Source organism: Nocardioides oceani (genome assembly GCF_030412965.1).
GTDB classification, from domain to species: Bacteria; Actinomycetota; Actinomycetes; order Propionibacteriales; family Nocardioidaceae; genus Nocardioides; species Nocardioides oceani.
The window spans coordinates 1111563-1129576 of record NZ_JAUHJQ010000001.1 but is presented as its reverse complement, the minus strand read 5'-3'; the positions used below and the strand labels follow the sequence as shown (position 1 = coordinate 1129576).

Annotated in this window: 15 protein-coding genes; 2 read left to right on the top strand and 13 right to left on the bottom strand. The window is 66.4% G+C overall.

The window, feature by feature from the left end; translation table 11 throughout:
* Positions 1 to 22: 22 nt before the first annotated feature.
* The 4 genes from QWY28_RS05370 to QWY28_RS05355 form a co-directional block, all read right to left on the bottom strand.
* Positions 23 to 778, bottom strand: a complete 756-nt coding sequence (locus tag QWY28_RS05370; RefSeq protein WP_300951259.1) for a DsbA family oxidoreductase — start codon at positions 776 to 778, stop codon at positions 23 to 25.
* Positions 778 to 1857 carry an ABC transporter permease gene (locus QWY28_RS05365; protein ID WP_300951258.1) on the bottom strand — a complete coding sequence of 360 codons (1080 nt, stop codon included), beginning with the start codon at positions 1855 to 1857 and terminating at the stop codon, positions 778 to 780. The genes QWY28_RS05370 and QWY28_RS05365 overlap by 1 nt, the downstream gene beginning before the upstream one ends.
* Positions 1854 to 3443: a sugar ABC transporter ATP-binding protein gene (locus QWY28_RS05360; protein WP_300951257.1), complete on the bottom strand. Its 1590-nt coding sequence runs from the start codon at positions 3441 to 3443 to the stop codon at positions 1854 to 1856. Before QWY28_RS05360 ends, QWY28_RS05365 begins: the two co-directional genes overlap by 4 nt.
* 190 nt (positions 3444 to 3633) lie before the next feature.
* Positions 3634 to 6000 (bottom strand): xanthine dehydrogenase family protein molybdopterin-binding subunit, encoded by a 2367-nt coding sequence (locus tag QWY28_RS05355; RefSeq protein WP_300951256.1) that lies wholly within the window; start codon positions 5998 to 6000, stop codon positions 3634 to 3636.
* A 241-nt stretch (positions 6001 to 6241) separates the two neighbouring features.
* Between QWY28_RS05355 and QWY28_RS05350 the strand changes: the two genes are divergently transcribed.
* Together QWY28_RS05350 and QWY28_RS05345 are read left to right on the top strand one after the other, a co-directional pair.
* Positions 6242 to 7312 (top strand): alpha/beta hydrolase family protein, encoded by a 1071-nt coding sequence (locus tag QWY28_RS05350; RefSeq protein WP_300951255.1) that lies wholly within the window; start codon positions 6242 to 6244, stop codon positions 7310 to 7312.
* A 97-nt stretch (positions 7313 to 7409) separates the two neighbouring features.
* Positions 7410 to 7760, top strand: coding sequence for a cupin domain-containing protein (locus tag QWY28_RS05345; protein WP_300951254.1), 351 nt, complete (start codon positions 7410 to 7412; stop codon positions 7758 to 7760).
* Between the two features lie 915 nt (positions 7761 to 8675).
* Here the strand turns inward: QWY28_RS05345 and QWY28_RS05340 are convergent.
* The 9 genes from QWY28_RS05340 to QWY28_RS05300 all read right to left on the bottom strand — a co-directional run bounded on the left by QWY28_RS05340 (position 8676) and on the right by QWY28_RS05300 (position 17966).
* Complete coding sequence (locus QWY28_RS05340) at positions 8676 to 9500, bottom strand: carbon-nitrogen family hydrolase (RefSeq protein WP_300951253.1); 825 nt, start codon at positions 9498 to 9500, stop codon at positions 8676 to 8678.
* The gene (locus QWY28_RS05335; RefSeq protein WP_300951252.1) at positions 9497 to 11905 is read right to left on the bottom strand and encodes a xanthine dehydrogenase family protein molybdopterin-binding subunit; all 2409 of its coding nucleotides are present in this window, start codon (positions 11903 to 11905) and stop codon (positions 9497 to 9499) included. Before QWY28_RS05335 ends, QWY28_RS05340 begins: the two co-directional genes overlap by 4 nt.
* Positions 11902 to 12429 (bottom strand): (2Fe-2S)-binding protein, encoded by a 528-nt coding sequence (locus tag QWY28_RS05330; RefSeq protein ID WP_300951250.1) that lies wholly within the window; start codon positions 12427 to 12429, stop codon positions 11902 to 11904. Before QWY28_RS05330 ends, QWY28_RS05335 begins: the two co-directional genes overlap by 4 nt.
* 1 nt (position 12430) lies before the next feature.
* Positions 12431 to 13282 (bottom strand): FAD binding domain-containing protein, encoded by an 852-nt coding sequence (locus QWY28_RS05325; protein WP_300951249.1) that lies wholly within the window; start codon positions 13280 to 13282, stop codon positions 12431 to 12433.
* Between the two features lie 37 nt (positions 13283 to 13319).
* Positions 13320 to 14042, bottom strand: coding sequence for an SRPBCC family protein (locus QWY28_RS05320; protein WP_300951248.1), 723 nt, complete (start codon positions 14040 to 14042; stop codon positions 13320 to 13322).
* Positions 14043 to 14119: 77 nt separating this feature from the next.
* Entirely contained in the window at positions 14120 to 15298 is a 1179-nt protein-coding gene (locus tag QWY28_RS05315) for an FAD binding domain-containing protein (RefSeq protein WP_300951247.1), read from the bottom strand.
* A 29-nt stretch (positions 15299 to 15327) separates the two neighbouring features.
* Complete coding sequence (locus QWY28_RS05310) at positions 15328 to 16260, bottom strand: cyclase family protein (RefSeq protein ID WP_300951246.1); 933 nt, start codon at positions 16258 to 16260, stop codon at positions 15328 to 15330.
* Entirely contained in the window at positions 16260 to 16559 is a 300-nt protein-coding gene (locus QWY28_RS05305) for a Dabb family protein (protein WP_300951245.1), read from the bottom strand. Before QWY28_RS05305 ends, QWY28_RS05310 begins: the two co-directional genes overlap by 1 nt.
* Before the next feature lie 180 nt (positions 16560 to 16739).
* Entirely contained in the window at positions 16740 to 17966 is a 1227-nt protein-coding gene (locus QWY28_RS05300; RefSeq protein WP_300951244.1) for a PucR family transcriptional regulator, read from the bottom strand.
* Positions 17967 to 18014 lie beyond the last annotated feature (48 nt).

The following is an 18014-nucleotide window of genomic DNA, read 5'->3' as shown; positions in this document are numbered from 1 at the left end:
ACGCTGGGGCACAGGCGGCAACTCAAGTGGCGACGAGATCAAGGACGACATCTGCCCATGTGGCGTCGTACCGATCGAAGCGCGGGAATCCGAGCCCGGGCCGACCTGTCCAGTGGTAATCGACGCCCGGATTGTGCTCCGCGTACCGATCAGTCACGAACAGGTGCGGGCTCCCCTGCACGGGAAGCGCGCGCGCAGTGGCCCATTGGCTGAAGACCTCGTCGTACCCCTGACCACTTTCGAGTGCCTGGCCCAAAGCGTCGAGGTTCACCGCGCCGCAAGCGGAGGCAGCGTCCAGGATCTCGCTGTGAACGGTGATGCAGCGGCTCGAGGTGTAGAAAGCGTCTCGGAGTGCCGCATCAAGCGCAGCGCTCGCCCTCAGGCCGCCCACGCTCGCCAACTTTGCCGCCTGGACAGCCGCCATTGCTGGCAGGGTCGACACGACGTACTCGGACTCCGGTCCCGACCAGGGCCGCCAACCCATGGCCGGCACGAGACCTGCGATCGCCGTGACCTCGACGTCGATGATGCCCTTGGGGGTGGGGCGCTTGTTGAACAGCTCGAGCGGGAAGGCGCGGTGATCGATCACCAGGTCGAAGTCTTGCTCGTCCGCGCGGGAACGCAGTGTGTGCAGCGCAAGCGAGGCCCAGGGGCAGCCGATGTCCGACCAGACCGTGACGACTGCCGCGTCGGGATTCACGAGCGCCGGGTCCCGGAATGGGTCGGACGGCGGCGCAGCCTCTGGGCGTTCGGGGTGCAGATCGCTGGACTGCGGCATCACGTTGTCCGGCGCCGGTAGAGGACCGTCGCGAGCGCGACTCCGACGATGAGTGCGCCGCCGTTGACCCAGTCGTTGACGTACGGATCCACGCCAGCCAGGTTCAGGCCGTTGTTGAGCACCGCAAGGAAGTAGACGGCGACGATGGTCCCCCAGACATTGAACCTGCCGGGGCGGACGGCAGCTGCGCTGAGGAACGCGGCCGCGAAGGCCGGAAGCGTGAACGTCATGCCGACGTTCGGCGACGCACCACCAGCCCGAGACAGGTACAGCAGGCCGCCGAGAGCGCACAGCACGCCGCCGGCCACGAACGTGGCCGCCTTCAGGCCGTCGGTGCGCAGGCCGACCAGCTTCGCCGCCTCAAGGTTCGAACCGACGGCGTAAATCTGCCGCCCAAGCGAGGTGTGGCAGAGCACGAAATAGGTGATGGCAGCGATGACGATCAACGTGATGAAGATGACCGGTACGCCGCCGATCATGCCGATGCCGAAGTTCGTCAGAGCAGGCGGAATGTCACTGGACGGTGCGAGCCCGCCTGTCTGCTGCAGGATGACGCCAGTCAAGATGGTCGACATGCCCAAGGTGGTGATGACGCCGTTGACATGGAGCCTCGTCACGATCAGGGCGTTGACACCGCCGATCGCCATCCCGATCACGAGCGCGAGAACAATCGCTGCCACGACGTTCCCGCCGCCGCTGACGAAGTCAGCGACGAGGATCGCCGTCAGTGCGGCGATGTTGCCTACCGACAGGTCGAACTCTTGGCAGAGCAGCGGGAGCAGCAAGCCCAACGAAATGACGCCGATTACCGCTTGGCTCGCGAGGAGGATGCGGAGGTTCGCCAAGGTCGGGAACGTCGACGAAGTCTCGGACCAGAAGCAGAAGAAGAGAGCGATTACTACGAGCAGCACCAAGAGCGCGTAGGCCTCGAGGAACGCTACGAACCGTGCCTTGAACGTCCGCGACTCCGCCGCTTTCTGCTCTTGTACCTCCGTGGCGGGCGGCGGGACCGGCGAACCGCTTCCCCTCGACCCGGGGGACCCGGCGGTGTCGATGTCGGTCTCAGCGATGTGGTTCATAGCGACTTCTCCTGTGCATACACGGCGTCGTTGAGGCCGTCTTCGGTCAGAGGCCCATCGACGGTGTCGACGATGTCGCCGTCGCTCACGACGACGGCGCGGTGTGCGAGCGCGGCGAGCTCGCCGAGGTCGGATGAGACGACGAGAACTGCTGTGCCAGCAGCAGCGGCTGCTCGGACTAGCTCGTGAATCTCGTTGCGGGCGCCGATGTCGACGCCTTGAGTGGGTTCATCGAGCAGGAGGATCTCTGGGCGCCGTTGTAGCCAACGCGCCAAGATCACCTTCTGCTGGTTACCGCCGGACAGGGCGGTGAGCGGTGCGGAAGGGCTAGGAGCGCGCACCGCGAACTCCGCGATCAGCTGCTTCGCTGCGCCACGCTCGCGCGACGGCTTGATCCATCCTGCGCGGGAGTGCTGACGAAGGTTGGTGATTGACAGGTTCTCCGCGATGCTGAGCTCGGGCAGTGCTGCCTCGCGCAGGCGGTCCTCGGGGACGAACGCGACGCCGCGCTTCATCGCCTCCCGCACGTCGGATCCGGTTAGGGGACCGCCCGAGAGCTCGACGTGCAAGCCGTCTCGAGGCACGACCCCGAACACCTGCTTGAGCAGTCGCGATCGGCCCGAACCGAGAAGTCCCGCGATGCCGACGATCTCGCCGGCTCCCAGGACGAGCGCGTCGTGGTTCGTGCGCCGATCGCGGCTCGTCCTGCGGAGGGTAAGCACCGGCGCACCGACAGGAACGTCGGGTGAGCGTCGACCCGAGCCGTCGGACGCGGAGACGCCGGCGGCGGCAATCGTCTGTCCGCCGGTTATTCCAGCGACCAGTGAGTCGTGACTGATCTGCTCGCCGACCAGACGAGAGGCCACGCGCCCGTTCCGGAGGACGGTGACCTCCTGGGTGATCGAGATGACTTCCTCGAGTCGGTGGGAGACGTAGATGATCGTCTGTCCGTCCTCTGCGTAGCGGCGCAGCGCGGTCAGCAAAACGTCGACTTCGTGCTTCGGGAGGCTAGCCGTGGGCTCGTCCAGGACAAGCACTCCGCGCTCGTCGGCTGCGTCCTGGTCCTGGAGGGCACGCGCGATCGCAACCATCATCTGCGCAGCGGGCGAGAGGCGGACCATCGGCGTGTCCGGATCGACGTCGATCTCGAAACGCTGGAGCACTGATCGAGCTCGAGTCTTCTGCGCGCCCCAGGCGATGGATTTCAGAGGCGTCGACTCGAATCCTCGGCCCAGCGCCAGGTTCTCGGCGACGGTCAGGTCAGGGAACGTGGAGTTCTGCTGGTGCACGAAGTGCAGGCCAGAAGCCTTGGCCCGAGCGGGAGTGTGCGCTCGTGCGTCGACCCATTCCCCGCGCAGCGCGAGGCGCCCGTGATCAGGCGTGACCACCCCGGCGAGCGCCTTGATGAACGTCGACTTTCCCGAGCCGTTTCCGCCCATGAGTCCGTGGATGGCGCCCGCGGACACCTCCAGCGAGACATCGTCGAGTGCTCGAGTCGCGCCGTATGTCTTGCTGACGTTCTCCGCGGCTAGCGCCACTCGAGAAGCGACCCGCGGTTCAAGATCGCTAGCCATCAGCCCGCTCATCGCTGGCGCCCCTGCACGCGCATCAACTGCCTTTTCGTGATGGTCACGTCGATCCCTTCGGCCATCTCGGGTTCGTTGGCTCATCTCGAGCCGCCCGGAGTAAGAGCAGCGTGGAGCGTCGGCCGTGGCCGCCGTTACTCGGATCTGGACAGAACCGCGGCACGCATTTGCTGCGTTCCGGTGGTCTGGCTCATACCGCACCGTTGCGCGGCGCCTTGCTGGCGCGACTCCAGAGGGTCTCCGGCGTGACGGGTACCTTCGTGATCCGGGCGCCGTCGCGCAGAGCGTCGTCAATGGCACCGGCGACGGCAGCGCCCACGGCGATGAGTCCGACCTCTCCGAGACCCTTCGCTCCGAACGGGTTGTTGGGTGTGGGGGCGTCCTCGGTCATGAAGAACTCAACGTCCGGGACGTCCTGCGAGGTGGGCAGAAGGTAGTCCAGGAAGGACGTCGCGAGCGGTTGCCCGGCATCGTCGTAGACGAACTCCTCGTACAGAGCCCCTCCGATGCCCTGAGCCGCCGCGCCGACGACCTGCCCGCGGGTGGTCATCGGGTTGATCGCGCGGCCCGCCTCCGTGCTCGTCATGAAGCGCCGGAGGATGTGGTCACCGGTAGTTGGGTCTATCTCGATCTGGACCAGGGTTACCCCGTAGGGATAGTTCATGTGGTTGTCGAGGTAGACCGACTCCGCCCCCAGCCCTGGCTCGTCGCCAGCCAGGCGGGCCGACCAACCGTCCCATCGCCCTGCGATTTCGGCCAGGCTCAGACCGCGATCGCTCGTACCAGCGACGAGGATCCGTCCGTCCTCGAGGACGAGGTCCTCGACGTTGGCTTCCAACATGTCGGCCGCGAGACGTTTCGCCTTCACGAGGGTGTCGAGCGCGGCCTGCCGCGCGGCTCCGCCTGCGAGGACGGTCGACCGGCTCGACCAGGACCCGACGCCCTCAGGAACGAGCTCAGAGTCACCGTGGATGACATCGATCATCTCGGGGTCGACCTGCAGCTCCTCGCCGACGATCTGCGCCAGCACTGTCTCGATTCCCTGCCCGACCGATGAGGCTCCGGTACGCACGCGGATCCGCCCCGACGCGTCCACGTCCACCGCCCCGGTCTCGTAGAGTCCCAGGCCGGCCTTGTCCATGAGGATGCCGATGCCGTTGCCCACGAGTCGGCCCTGTTCCCTCAGCTCGGCGGCTTCCTCCTCCCACGCCGCGTATCCGGTGGCGACCAGCGCCTTGTCGAGGTGGTCGGCCACGTCCCCTGAGTCGAAGTGATAGGGCTCGAAGCAGATGTCCATTCCGGGCATGAACGGCAGGTCGGACTCAGCAAGAAGATTCCGCCGCCTGATCTCGACGCGCGAGATGCCTAGTGCTTCGGCGGCCTCGTCGAAGAGCCGCTCCCGGGCGAAGGTGCCCTCATATCGGCCAGGCGCTCGGTAAGCGGAGAGCGGGGTCTTGTTGGAGTGCACGACGTGGAGGACTCCATCGTAAGCCGGGACGCGGTAAGGGCCCGGCACCATGCCGACGGTGATGTCACTGACCAGCGGCTCGGCCTGACGCATGTAGGCGCCGTGGTTGTGCCAGATCTCGTCCCTCAGCGCCAGGATGCGACCGTCGGCATCGAAGGCAGCGCTCATCTCGTGCACCTGCTCGCGCGCGTGTGCGGTGGCAACCATGTGCTCGAGCCGGTCTTCAGTCCACTTCACCGGTACACCGAGCCGGAGTGCTGCCCATCCAACGATGATGTACTCCGGGAACACGCCGCCCTTGACGCCGAAGCTCCCACCGATGTCGGTGTGCTTCATCCGGAGGTCGCCCAACGGCAGGCCCAGGACCTCCGCGATCAGACGCTGACAGTCGTGGGTGTGTACCGGCCCCCACATGAACAGCTGCTTGCGTCCCCGGTCAGGGTCGGCGACGCACCCTCGGGTTTCCATTGGAACGCCCGAGTGCCGGCCAACGACGTAGCGTCCGCTGACGACGTGAGCCGCGTCGGCGAACGCACTCTCGACATCGCCGTAGGACTTGACGATGCGTACCGACTCGTTGCTCTGCCCTTCGAACAGGAGTGCAGCGTCGTCGCTCATGGCCTGCTGCGGGTCCAGCACCGGAGGCAGAAGGTCGTAGTCGCACTCGACCAACCCTGCGGCATCCTCGGCCCGGTAGGGCGTGTCGGCGATGACGGCTGCGACGGGCTGACCGACGTACCTCACCTTGTCGCGCGCGAGCACCGGGTGCAGGTAGTCGTCGATCTGTGGGTAGACCTCGTGGTAGCCGATCTGCTCAAGCGGCACCAGGGCGTCGATGTCATCGCCGGTGATGACCATCCGTACGCCTTGCGCGCGTCGGGCGGCGCTGGTGTCGACGGCCCGAAGCCGGGCATGGGCTTCCGTCGACCGAACGACGCTCATGTACAGCTGGCCGTGCAGGTCGACGTCGTCGACGAAGCTGGCATCGCCGCGCAGCAGCCGAGGATCCTCGCGCCGCCGTACCGACTGACCAACGTATCGTTTTGCGGACGCCCCTAGTCCGCCGGAAGATCCTGGTGTGCTGCTCACCGAGCGCCCCTCTTTCTGATCTGCGAATCCGGCTCGCAGTGTGTGCGGCGCCGGCGCCAGCCGACTGCTGCAAGGTCGGAAGAAGGCGGACGTCGGTTACGCAGAACCCGTAGAGGACGGTCGCGCGACACCCTCTTTGCTCCAGGGCGTCAAAGAGTGCGGCGGGATTCGTCGGAACATGTAGACCGTTCCGGCCCGAGGTCTGGCGATGATGCGGCGCACCCCAAAAGATGGAGAACTCATGACGACCGACATCCAGCAGACTCCTACCGCCGAGGAGGAGATGCTGAACTGGGGCCGCCTGCTCATGGACGGCCTGCCCTTTGCCGACCTGATCGCCGCCCGGGACCGCGACCCCAGCGTCAGCTGGTTCGAGTTCTGGATGAAGCGGGCAGACGACTATGAGGCAATGGGCGACACCGCTCTCGAGCAGGGCCACTCGCTGACGGCGGGCTACTGGTTCTGGGTGGGGTCGATGGCCGCTCAGTACGCCCAGTTCCTGTGGTTCGACGAGCGGCGTCCCCGCGGCCAGCGCCGCAAGGCCGAGCTCTACCACCGTGCGGCCCCGCTGCTCGACCCTCCGGCCATCCGGATCGACCTGCCGATCGACGACACGGTGATTATCGGCTACCTGCGGCTGCCGAAGAATGCGCAAGGCCCGGTCCCGTGCGCGGTGCTTCTCGGGGGTCTCGAGAGCACCAAGGAGGAGTCGTTCATGTTCGAGAACCTCTTGCTCGAGCGTGGTGTGGCAACGTTCACCTTCGACGGCCCCGGGCAGGGCGAGATGTTCGAGGACGTCGCGCTCGCCGGCGACTACGACCGGTACACCAGCCGGGTGGTCGACCACCTGGTGACCCAGTCCGAGTTGGTTGCGAGCGACAGGATTGGAGTGCTCGGGCGCAGCCTCGGTGGCCACTACGCGTTGCGGGCCGCTGCGATGGACGACCGTTTCGTTGCGTGCGTCTCCTGGGGCGGGTTCGTCCAGATGGACGACTGGAACTTCGAGTACCCCATGACGAAGTTGAGCTGGAAGTACGTCACCAAGTCGCCTGACCTCGAGACTGCTCGGCTCCGCGTCAAGGACGCCATCGACGTCCGCCCAGTGCTGAACGGGCTCAAGTGCCCGACATACATCATGCACGGCGCGAAGGACGAGACCCCGATCACCGAGGTCGATCTCGTCAAGGAGTTTGCCGTCAACGCCGACCTCGTCATCGACATCGAGCCGGAGGGCGATCACTGCTGCCACAACCTCGGACCGGCGCCGCGCCTGCGGATGGCCGACTGGCTCGTCGACCAGCTGACCCAGTAGTAGAGGGCCGTCCCTTAGTGGCACCGAGTCGGGTGCCATCAGGAGCTGCACACCTGAACTGCGTAGTCGTCCGACTGCGCCCGACAAAGGAGTCGACATGGACGAGATCAAGGCGGTTGAGTCCGCAACGGTGGACCTGGAAACCTGGCAGCCGGTAGGGGTGACCATCCACGAAGGTGATCCCGCTGGGCGGGGTTTCACCCTCTACGAGAGCGACGAGAACGGCACGCGGGGAACCGGGGTCTTTGAGTGCGACCCAGGCAAGACCACCTACACCTTGGAGTACAACGAGATCATCTACGTCCTTGAGGGCGAGGTGACCATCGAGCTTGAGAACGGGTCCAAGGTCGATCTGAGGGCAGGGATGCAGGCGTTCCTCCCAGCAGGCCACGTCTCGACGTGGACCTTCCACACCAAGTTCCGTGAGGTGTGGGTCCTCGCCGACTGACGTCGGGATTCGAGATTGACGGCCGGTTCCGTGCGCCACCGCACGGAACCGGCCGTTGTTTTCTGCCGCGGCGATGCGAGCGATTCCCCCGGCCGCACGCCTGACCGCGAGGTCGTCTCGCCGTCGAAGTCATCCACGCGGCTGGCCGGAGCCGCGCGTCGTTCTAGATAAGCTCTGGTGCCGGACGGATCCTCGCCGGAGCCAACTACTACGTCCAGCACCGGTCCGTCGATCGGCCCGTGCGTCGAGTTTGCCCGCGGCTCGCCGGTGACCCGAAGCGCCGCCACGACGACATGGCCGGGTCGGCGTAGCTGAACGCGCGGTCGCTCGACTGGAGTGGAGCGACCCCTGAGGCCAATGGGGGCACCTGCGTTAGCCCCCGGTGACGTCGATTGCCTCGAGCGGCGGGGCTGGACGTCCGATGCCCGCCAGGGGTCAACTGGGTCAACCGGGATCACGCGACCGCGCGAACTGCGGACAGTCCGCGCCGTGCCGGTGAGCGCTGCCCACGTCGGACGGCGGGGATACGACCGGCGTCGCTCTCGACGGCTCTGAAGTGCGGAACGTGCGCTGACCGACATCTCTACCGGCCTGCCACAAGAACCACCGGGTATCGATCTCTTTCGTCGCAGCAACCCCACCTAGCCGGCATCGGCCAAGGACTCGTCAAGCAGGTCGACGAGGCGTAGGCGTGCTGTCGTAGCTGGTGGCGCGACTAGCAGCGGCGGCTGAACACCGCCGCACGCCTGGCGGCTCGGCCTGAGGGGCAGCGGTCGACAGCGGTCGGCAGCGATGGTGCTCGAGCCTGTCGCTCAAGGACTCCGCCCCCGCAGAGCCCGCCCCGGCGAGCACGTCGAGCCCGGGCACCGGCACCCGAATCCACGTTTCGGCCGGCGGTCGCGCGCCCTTGGGACGTCAGAGCCGTCGGTCTCCCAGCACAGGGAACTCCGCACGCACGCGACTCACCAGGTCCAGGTCAAGCGTCCCGGTCAGGACGTCCTCGTCGGCACCCAGTTCGGCGACGACCTCACCAGCGGGTGACACGATCCTGCTGTGGCCACCCATCTGGACGCCGCTGTGCGTGCCGGCGGTGTTGCACTGAAGGACCCAGGCCTGGTTCTCAAGAGCGCGTGCCTGCCCGAGCAGGCGCCAGTGCTCAACCCGCGGCATCGGCCATGCCGCCGGGAGGAGGACGAGTTCGGCTCCTTGCTCCCCCAGCGAACGGAACAGCTCCGGGAACCTGAGGTCGTAGCAGGTCGCCAATCCGGCGCGCACTGTCTGGTTCGCGCTCCACTCGAGACTCGCCACGGCGAGTTCCTCGCCGGCTTCGAGAAGCTGGGGCTCGCCTTCCCCGAAGCCGAAGCGGTGGATCTTGCGGTAGGTCGTGTGGATTTCACCGGCGGCCGAGATGAGCACCGATGTGTTCCAAAGGCCACGCCCGAGCGGGCCCCGAGCGGCGCCGTCTTCGGCGCGTTCGATGATCGACCCGGCGTGGATCCAGGTGCTCAACTTGCGAGCCACCTCCGCCAGCCGACTGATAACAACCCCGGACAGCGTCTCGGCGGTCGAGCTCCACGTCGACGATGCGAACCCGCCGTGGGCCCAGAGCTCGGGGAGCATGACGAGGTCAGTCTGGTCGAGGTCCTGGATCCACTCGCACACGCGATCGACCCGCTGGGCAACGGATTCGTCGTCACCGTATGCGACCTGGACGAGCGCGACATCGAGTGTGTTCGTCACGGCGCCACCACCTGAGGCGCGGCGCTTTCCGTCGCCCCCGACATCGCTGCGCGGATCTTCTCTGGGCTCAGGGGCAGCTCCCGCAGCACGACCCCGAAGGGCGTCAGCGCGTCGTTGACGGCGTTGAGAACTGCCGCCGGGGCTGCGATGAGACCAGATTCGCCCATCCCCTTCACGCCCGATGCTGAGTGCTTCGACGGCGTCTCGATGTGATGAATCTCGAACGGCGGCGAGACATCCATCGTCGGGATGCCGTAGTCGAGGAAAGTGGTCGTGAGGAGCTGCCCCGACTCGTCGTAGGCAAGTTCCTCGAAGACCGACGCACCGATGCCCTGAACGACGCCTCCCCGGATCTGCCCCTCGACGATGTTCGGGTTGATGACCGTCCCGCAGTCTTCGACGGAGAAGACCTTTTCGAACCGGACGAAGCCGGTCTCGGGGTCGAGCTCTACGACCATGGCGTGAGCGCCGTTGCTGAACATGGCTCGAGCCGTGTCGTAGGCCTGGGTTGCCTCAAGGACGGGATCGAAGTCCTCCGGCCAGGAGGACATGTCGAAGTAGATCGCAGTCGCCACCTCGGCGATCGAGATGGACGTGTCAGGCGCGCCCTTCACCGAGGCGTTTCCGTCGACCAGGTCGACATCATCGACTGCTGCCTCGAGAAGGTTCGCAGCGACCGCACGGATCTTCTCGCGCACCACGCCGGCCGCTCGGGAGACGGCACCACCGGCGATCACCGCACCGCGACTTCCGATGGTGCCGGACCCGTATGCGTGGGATGTGGATCGGGCCGTCTCTACGATGACGTCCTCGACCCTCACCCCCAGCGTGTCAGCGGCCATCTGCGCCATCGTCGTGGCGAGACCCTGACCCTGAGCAGAGAGTCCGATGGTTACGTGGGCGGTGCCGTTCGGGCTGAGCCGCACCGTTGCCGTGTCGTGGTAGACGTCCCCGAGTCCGTGCTCCTGGCTGCCCGCGGTGCTCTCTCCACTGCTTTCCACGAAGAAGCTGAGGCCCAGTCCGATGTACCGACCCTGTGCGCGCAGCTCAGCCTGCCTCTGCAGGAAGGCCGGGTAATCGACCATGCTCTCGAGCACGTCGATGGACTCGCGCCAGCTGCCCTCGTCGTAGACGATCCCTTGTGGGTTCGTCCACGGGAACTCAGGCACGACGTTGTGCCGTCGGAACTCGAACGGCGACATACCCGTGGCACGTGCGGCTTCGTCGGCAAGGCACTCGCGCGCGAAGGTGCCGGCCATGTAGCCGACCCCGCGGTAGGCCCCAACCGGCGTCTTGTTGGTGGCGACGGCGGCGTAGGTGTACTCGGCTGCGGGTGCGTCGTACAGGCCGGTCGGCGTCATGACCACGGCGCACCAGGGCTCGACGGCCATGGACCACGGCGGCGCGTGGTAGGCGCCGCCGTCTCCAAGCGCGTGGGTGCGGACGGCGGTGATCTTGCCCGTGGCATCGAGGGCGTAGGCGATGTCGACGTACTGCTCGTGGGCGTGAGCGCCTGCCATCAGATTCTCGCGGCGGTCCTCGATCCACTTCACCGGGCGGTCGACCTCACGAGCGAGCAGCGGCAGCAGCATCTCCTCCGGGTAGACGTGCGCCTTTTGGCCGAAGCCTCCGCCCGTGTCAGGCGTGATGACCTCGACGTTCTGCTCCGGGAACCCCAGGTAGGCAGTGAGCATGTAGCGCAGGAAGTGAGGCATCTGCGTGTTGGACCACACGCGCAGCGACTTCGAGGCCCACTCGTAGTCCGCAATCACGCCGCGGGTCTCCATGGGCGCCGCTGACACCCGGCAGGTGTAGAAGCGTCCCTCGACGATCTGGTGTGCCTGCTCGAACGCCCCCGCGACGTCGCCGAAAGAGGCGCCGCCTCGAAGACCGAAGTTGTCCGGAAGCTGCGGGTTCGCGACTCCGACGCCTGCGGCTGCCGCGTCCGCGTTGACGACGGCAGGCAGTTCCTCGAAGTCCCAGTCGAGCAGCTCGCAGGCGTCCTCCGCTGCGTATCGGGTCTCTGCCACCACAACAGCGATCGGCTCGCCGACGTAGAGGACCTCGTCAGTCGCCAGCAGCGGCATCGTCGTCGGGTTGCACCCTTCGACGGCGAACTCACCGACGAGGCCCTCGCAGAACTGGGCCGCGTCCGCACCCGACCAAGCCAGGTGCACGCCCTCGGCGTCGCGTACGGCCGAGAGGTCGATGTGGGTGATCCGGGCGTGTGCGACGGGACTTCGGACGAACGCGACGTGCAGCTGGCCCGGGAGCTCGATGTCGGCTATGAACTGTCCGCGGCCGCTGAGCAGACGGGGATCTTCTGACCTCAGCACCCGGGCGCCTACGGAGCGCGCCGCAATCTCGGGAGTGTCCATGTGCTGGTGCTTCTCGACCGTCTTCACAGGACGTCACCTTCCTGCTCGTCATGCTTCTGCGTGTCAGCCGCGCCTTCGGCTGCTGCCTGCTCGATCGCAGCGATGATGGTCTGGTAGCCGGTGCAGCGGCACAACGATCCCGAGACTGTCTCAACGATGTCGTCACGGGTCGGGGTGGGGTTCTCCTCGAGCAGCGCAGTCGCAGTCATCAAGAATCCGGCGGTGCAGAAGCCACACTGGAGCCCGTGCTGCTCCCGGAATGCTCGCTGTAGGCCGTTGAGCTCCTGCCCTTCGGTCAAGCTCTCGACCGTGCGGACCCGGTGGCCGTCGGCTTGAGCCGCGAGGGTGAGGCACGAGCGGGCGGGCGCGTCGTCGATGAGAACGGTGCAGGAACCACACACCCCGTGCTCACAACCGAGCTTCGTCCCTGTCAGATGCGCGTCCTCACGGATGAAGTCGGCGAGCGTCTTGCGAGCCTCGACAGGGGCCTTGTAGCGCCGCCCGTTGATGGAGATCGAGACCTCCAGGCGTTCCTGCGGAGTAGCGGACACGTCATGCTCCGTTCTTGAGTTCGACGATCGCACGCTTGACGAGGGACCCCACCAAGTTGCGTCGGTAGTCGCTGCTGCCATGGATGTCCGAGATCGGCTTGACGCTGTCAGTGGCTACGCGAGCCGCTCGTTCTGCAGTATTGAGGTCGGGAGCCGCGCCGATAAGCAGCTGCTCGACCTCGCGAAGCCGGGTGACCGAGCCGACCGCAGCGCCGACGCTCACACGGGCGTCAGTGATCGTGTCGTTCTCCACTGACGCGACCGCTGCTACGAGCGCCAGGCCGTAGTCACCCGCCTTGACTGCGGCCTCTTGGAACGACCAACGATCCCAGGTCGCTGGCACCGACACCTGCGTCAGGATCTCCGCGGGCTCCATGCTCGACGTGAAGGGTCCGACGAAGAAGTCGTCAGCATGAACGTCGCGCCGGCCGGCCGCGCCCTGGAGGTGCATGGTGGCGCCGACCGCAAGAAGCACCGTCGGCCACTCCCCCGACGGGTCCGCGTGGGCGGTGCTACCGCCGAAGGTGCCGCGTGAGCGGATCTGCGGGTGCGCGATGTGCCTGGCGGCGAGGCTGAGAATCGGCACGCGTCGTGCCACCAGCTCAGAGTGCTCGACGGCCCGGTGGGTGACCCGCGCCCCGATACGCACGGCGTTGTCGATGTCCTCGATCGCATTCAACCCAGGGACGTGCTGCAGGTCGACCAGGACAGACGGCGCGGCCAACCTCATCGCCAATAGCGGCATGAGGCTCTGCCCCCCAGACAGCACCTTTGCGTCGGGGTCTGATCCGAGATGGCCGAGGGCTTCTTCCAGCGACCTCGGTGCGACGTACTTGAACTTCGCTGCCTTCATGTGTGGACTCCCGGCTCGTCTGTCTCTGGACGGTGTTCTAGTTGCCGGCCGAGCGAGCCCGGGCGGACGCATAGCCCGCCGCGAACACGCTGATGAGGGCCGCAAGGATGCTGACGAGCGTTCCCCCTGCGGGGATGGCCTTGCTCCACGGCATGCCGCCTGCGAGCGCGAGAACGTCGAGGACCTCGTCGTCATCACGTCCACGAGGCGGGGTGAGGGTGGTCGCGCTCGCTGCGCCGGCTGGCTGCGGCTGGGGCGCGGCCGCGGGTGCCGAAGCAGGTGCCTGGTGAGCCGGTGCGGCGTTCGGGGTGCCGCCCTCGGCGAGGACCATCTCTTGGAGGCGATCAGCGAAGAGGCCCATCAGGGCACCGCTGACGTCGGCGAGCACGCCCCGCCCGAACTGGGCGACCTTGCCGGTCAGCGCGAGGTCCGTCTCGACAGTGACCTTCGTGCCGGTCCCTTCCGGCGACAGGGTCGCCGTCACAGTGGCTGTGGCGTCTCCCTGGCCGCGGGCATCCTTGCCCCGCGCAAGGAGCACTGCCCGATGGGCGCTGGCGTCCATCTCGGTGAACTGGGCCACGCCCTTGTACTCGGCGGTGATCGGGCCGACCTTGATCTTCGCCCGCCCGTGGTAGTCCTCACCGTCAACCGACGTGATGGACGCGCCAGGGAGGCAGGGTGCGACCTTCTCCAGGTCGGTCAGCAACGTCCATGTCTGCTCGGGAGGGAGCGCGACCTCGAACTCGTTGAGCAGTTGCATGAGATCTCCTTCCGCGCCGAAGCGCGAGTTCCGGTCTTACTAGAAGTGACGCTGTAGTTGTGATTCACAGCCGCCGGTCAGGCGGGCTCAGGTAGTCCGAACTTGTACTCCGGCGCACCGGCAGGAAAGGCCCCGCCGTGCTGGAGCACAGCAGCCATCGTTCGAACCTTTGCGATGTAGGTCTTTCCGACGCGAAGCCGTCCAGCTTCCCAGGTCCGCAGCGCCGCGGCGACGTCACCATCGGCCTGAATCAGCGCCTCTGCCAGCGTCCAGGAGTCCGCTGCTGCCTTCGCTGCGCCGGCGGCCGCGTGGGGACGGGGGGCGAAAGCGGCATCGCCGAGCAGGACGACGCGATCGAAAGCCATCTGCGGGACTTCGCAGTCAGCAACGACCGTGACGAACGGGGTCGGCGCGTTGGCGATGAGGTCTCCGAACGCCTCTGACAACTCGGCGGCCGCGCGCTCGCGAAACTCGCGGAGGTTCGAAGGGTTCAACGCGTCGAAGTGCACCGAGACCGGCCGACGGACGCCGTCCGCCCCGGTCATCAACCTGTCGAGCTCCGGCCCCTCCTCGACGTTCCAGTACCACTGGAAGTTCAGCCGCGTCGCTCCCGTGACCTGACCCTGGGGCGACACCTGACGGATCGGGTAGGCGATGATGTGCCCGTCGGGCAGCAGACCGTAGGTGAAGGCGTCCTGGAAGAACTTCCAGGTAGCCGGAGCGACGTCCTGCTCGTCGACCATGCCGCGCCACGTGACGTAGCCGGCGTAGGTCGACCGCACGCCCAGCATCTGCGCTCGAGCCACCGACCCGCCCCCGTCGGCGCAGACCACGAGGTCAGCATTCACCTGTGACCCGTTCTCGAAGACCGCGGTTGCTCGATCGGTTCCGGGGCGGACCTCGCTCAGTGCGTGACCTAGGTGGTACCGGTCCACGTCAAACGCCTCGAGCAGCTTCTGGTAGACCGCGTTGTAGGCGGTGAAGCGCCACTCTGCCTCGACCTCGCCACGGCTCTCCCCGGTGGCGGCATCGAAGTACCGCATGGCGCTGCTGGAGACGCTGATGTCCTCGAGGGTGGTCGACGTGCGTTCGAGCAGGTAGCGGACGAGCTCGGGTTGTACGACGATCCCAGTCCCGAAACCCGACAGGGGTCGGGGACTTCTCTCGTACACGTCTACGTCGCAGCCGGCGTCGCGCAACACGTTCGCTGCGGTCAACCCGCCAATCGACCCACCTACGACGGCGACCTTCGGCATGCTCATTCGTCTACCTCTCTTTGTGCGCTTCAGCTCAACTGGCCGCGCAGCGGCATCGCGATGGGGCGAAGCGGAGCTCCACTAGCGCCGCGCAGCCGGATGGGCGCTGCGACGAGGCAGAACTCTCCGATGCCATCACGCGACAGCTCTTCGAGGTTGACCAGCTCGATCATCGGCACGCCTGCTTCGGTGAGGAAGTGGCAGTGACCGGGAAGCCAATTGTCCTCGTGCTGCGAGGGCCCGACCTCGACGCACTCCTGGTCGGCGGCGATCGCGGAGATGCCCTGATCAGTGAGCCAGCGGGCGGCCTCCAAGCTCAGCCCAGGCGGGTTGCCAAGGACCCTGGAACCGTCCGGCCAGTAACCCATGCGGCCCGTACGGATGAACGCAACATCGCCGGCTTCGAGCGTGACGTCGCTTGCATCCAGCGCGTCCTTGCAGTCCTCAACGGTGATCGCGTAGGAGTCGGGGAGACACTCGACTCCGTGTCGCTTGGCGATGTCGAGCAGGATGCCCCGGGTGATGATCGGCGGGATGGTCTCCGCGCCGGCCTTGGTCCATCCCCTGCTCCCCAGGTTCTCTTCCGGCGTGAAGCCGTTGTAGATCTGCCCGTCGACACCGAAGTGGTTCAGGGAGTCGATGTGGGTGCCGGTGTGGGTGTACATGAAGACGACGTCACCCGAGTAGCAGACGTGGCGGTTGACCGCCTCGCCGACGCCGTTGAGGTTATCGACGACCGTGCCAGCGGGGGTGTGGCTCATGTAGAGCTGGTAGCTAGGGTCGCCGGCGGCCTGGAAGCTCGGCATGCCGACGAAGTAGTCGATGCTGAGGTCGTAGGACTTCGAACCGTCGACCCGGGCCAGGATGGCCGCCGACTTCTCGGCAGTGAGGTGGTTCAGTGCACCGAGCTGGTCCTGCGGGCCCCAGGGGCTCGTTCCTACCTTGATGTCGGCGTTGACCATCAGGCGCCCTTGCGCTCGAAGTCGACGACCGCGCGTGCCTTGAACCGAGGCATAAGACGCTCGACGACGTCGAGGTGGAAGGGGTCGTTCGAGTAGGCCTCGAGGTCGTCCCACGACTCGAAGTCGGTGATGAGCACGCCGTCGAACGGGTCGCCGTTGTCGCCGGGGTCCCCCTGGTGGCTGCCGACCTCCCAGTACTTGATCACCGGCAGCGCGCCGGGAAGAGTGTTGAGGATCTCGATGATCTCCTCGTTGCTGTGGCCCTCGGCCACCTGCCAGGAAAAGACGTGGCGAATCACGGACGGCTCCTTCACTAACGCGGGGTGATGCGCTGGTTGCGCTGCGCCAGTCTGGAAGCGTGTGATCTGCGACGCCTCTGCATGCACCGACAAGATCGGGGGGCTCTTTGTTGGATTGTTGAAGAATCGGCCCCCGGCGAGGCTCGCCGCCCACACGCACTGCGGAGCACAGTCGGCGGACTAGATCCCCATCTCGCTGGACTGGTCCTCGCCGATCAAAGCGATGTGCAACTCGGTGGCGTCGCGAAGGACATCTGCGAGTCGCAAGGCAACGGCCAGTTCGTCGCGCCGTCTGCTGATCGGGAAGCCGAGCCGTTCCTCGATCGACTTGAGCCGGTACGCGACGGTCCGTTCGTGGACACGGATCCGCGTCGCTGTGGCGGCGGCGTTCTGCCCAGTCTCGAAGTAGGTGCGGAGCGTCTCGCGCAGGAGCTCGGTGCGTGAATCCGAATCACCCAGCGGCCCGAGCTCGTTGATCATGAAGTCCCTGGCGGCTGGCAGGTCGCGAAGGACGACGCTCTCGAGCGCCACGTCGCGGTAGTGAGTGACAGGCCGGGGTCGGAGGCGCCCGACTCGATAGGCTTGCCAGGCCTGACGGTGCCCTGACCGGAAGCCGGTGACGCCGGCCCCAGCGCTTCCGACGGCTAGATAGGTGGCCGGAGGGGGCTGCAGACCCTCCTGGATCCGCTCGAACGACTCTCCTATCCGACTGCCGCCGAGCCAAGCGAGCGAGGTGCCCCCCGTGCCCTCGACAGCCAGGAGCGATGCCTCAAGCCGGCTGGCCACGGCTTGGAGGGCGACTCGGGGCGCGTTGCCCCAGGCCACCATCGCTAGGTGCTCGACCTTGAGGTTGTAACCAAGTTGCTCGGTGTCGGTCGGGATCCCATTGAGGACATCAGTGACGACTGCTCTGCGCTGTCGATCGCGGCTGTGGAAAAAGTAGGCTGACTTTTCCCGTTCGTAGGCAGCGACGACATCGTGAGTGACCAGGTCATTCCATGCGAAGTGATACTCGGCCGCTTGCTTCAGGACCGCCACCTGCCTGGCTGGATCCGGGACCACGCGAAGTGCGGTGTCGAGGATCCAGTTCCACAACACCATCTGACCGATCCGTCGAGTGAGGAGAAGGTCCGTCAGCTCCACTCCTACCTGGGCCGCGACACGCGCCTCCTCCAGGGCGCCCTCGGATGCACCATCGGGAAGGTGCCGCGAATGGCGAAGCCCATGGATGATGCTCGTGACCGCGCCGTTGATGCTGGGCCACTCGGCCTCGAGCAGCATGGGATCGCTGCGCCGGTAGAAGTTAGGAGCGCCCAAGCGCGTGCGCTGACGGATCTCCTCGCCAATCGCGGGGATCTCGTTCGTCAGGGCGTCGGCGACCGCACGAAGCTCGTGCTCGATCGACATGGCCAGATTGTAGGCGCCGGACTTTGCAGAGGATCCGGATTTCGAACC

What these genes read in the sequence shown, in the direction of transcription:
- QWY28_RS05370 (WP_300951259.1), bottom strand. Translation starts at nt 778, where the DNA reads ATGCCGCAGTCCAGCGATCTGCACCCCGAACGCCCAGAGGCTGCGCCG.
- QWY28_RS05345 (WP_300951254.1), top strand. Translation starts at nt 7,410, where the DNA reads ATGGACGAGATCAAGGCGGTTGAGTCCGCAACGGTGGACCTGGAAACC.
- QWY28_RS05320 (WP_300951248.1), bottom strand. Translation starts at nt 14,042, where the DNA reads ATGCAACTGCTCAACGAGTTCGAGGTCGCGCTCCCTCCCGAGCAGACA.
- QWY28_RS05350 (WP_300951255.1), top strand. Translation starts at nt 6,242, where the DNA reads ATGACGACCGACATCCAGCAGACTCCTACCGCCGAGGAGGAGATGCTG.
- QWY28_RS05365 (WP_300951258.1), bottom strand. Translation starts at nt 1,857, where the DNA reads ATGAACCACATCGCTGAGACCGACATCGACACCGCCGGGTCCCCCGGG.
- QWY28_RS05315 (WP_300951247.1), bottom strand. Translation starts at nt 15,298, where the DNA reads ATGCCGAAGGTCGCCGTCGTAGGTGGGTCGATTGGCGGGTTGACCGCA.
- QWY28_RS05300 (WP_300951244.1), bottom strand. Translation starts at nt 17,966, where the DNA reads ATGTCGATCGAGCACGAGCTTCGTGCGGTCGCCGACGCCCTGACGAAC.
- QWY28_RS05360 (WP_300951257.1), bottom strand. Translation starts at nt 3,443, where the DNA reads ATGAGCGGGCTGATGGCTAGCGATCTTGAACCGCGGGTCGCTTCTCGA.
- QWY28_RS05310 (WP_300951246.1), bottom strand. Translation starts at nt 16,260, where the DNA reads ATGGTCAACGCCGACATCAAGGTAGGAACGAGCCCCTGGGGCCCGCAG.
- QWY28_RS05325 (WP_300951249.1), bottom strand. Translation starts at nt 13,282, where the DNA reads ATGAAGGCAGCGAAGTTCAAGTACGTCGCACCGAGGTCGCTGGAAGAA.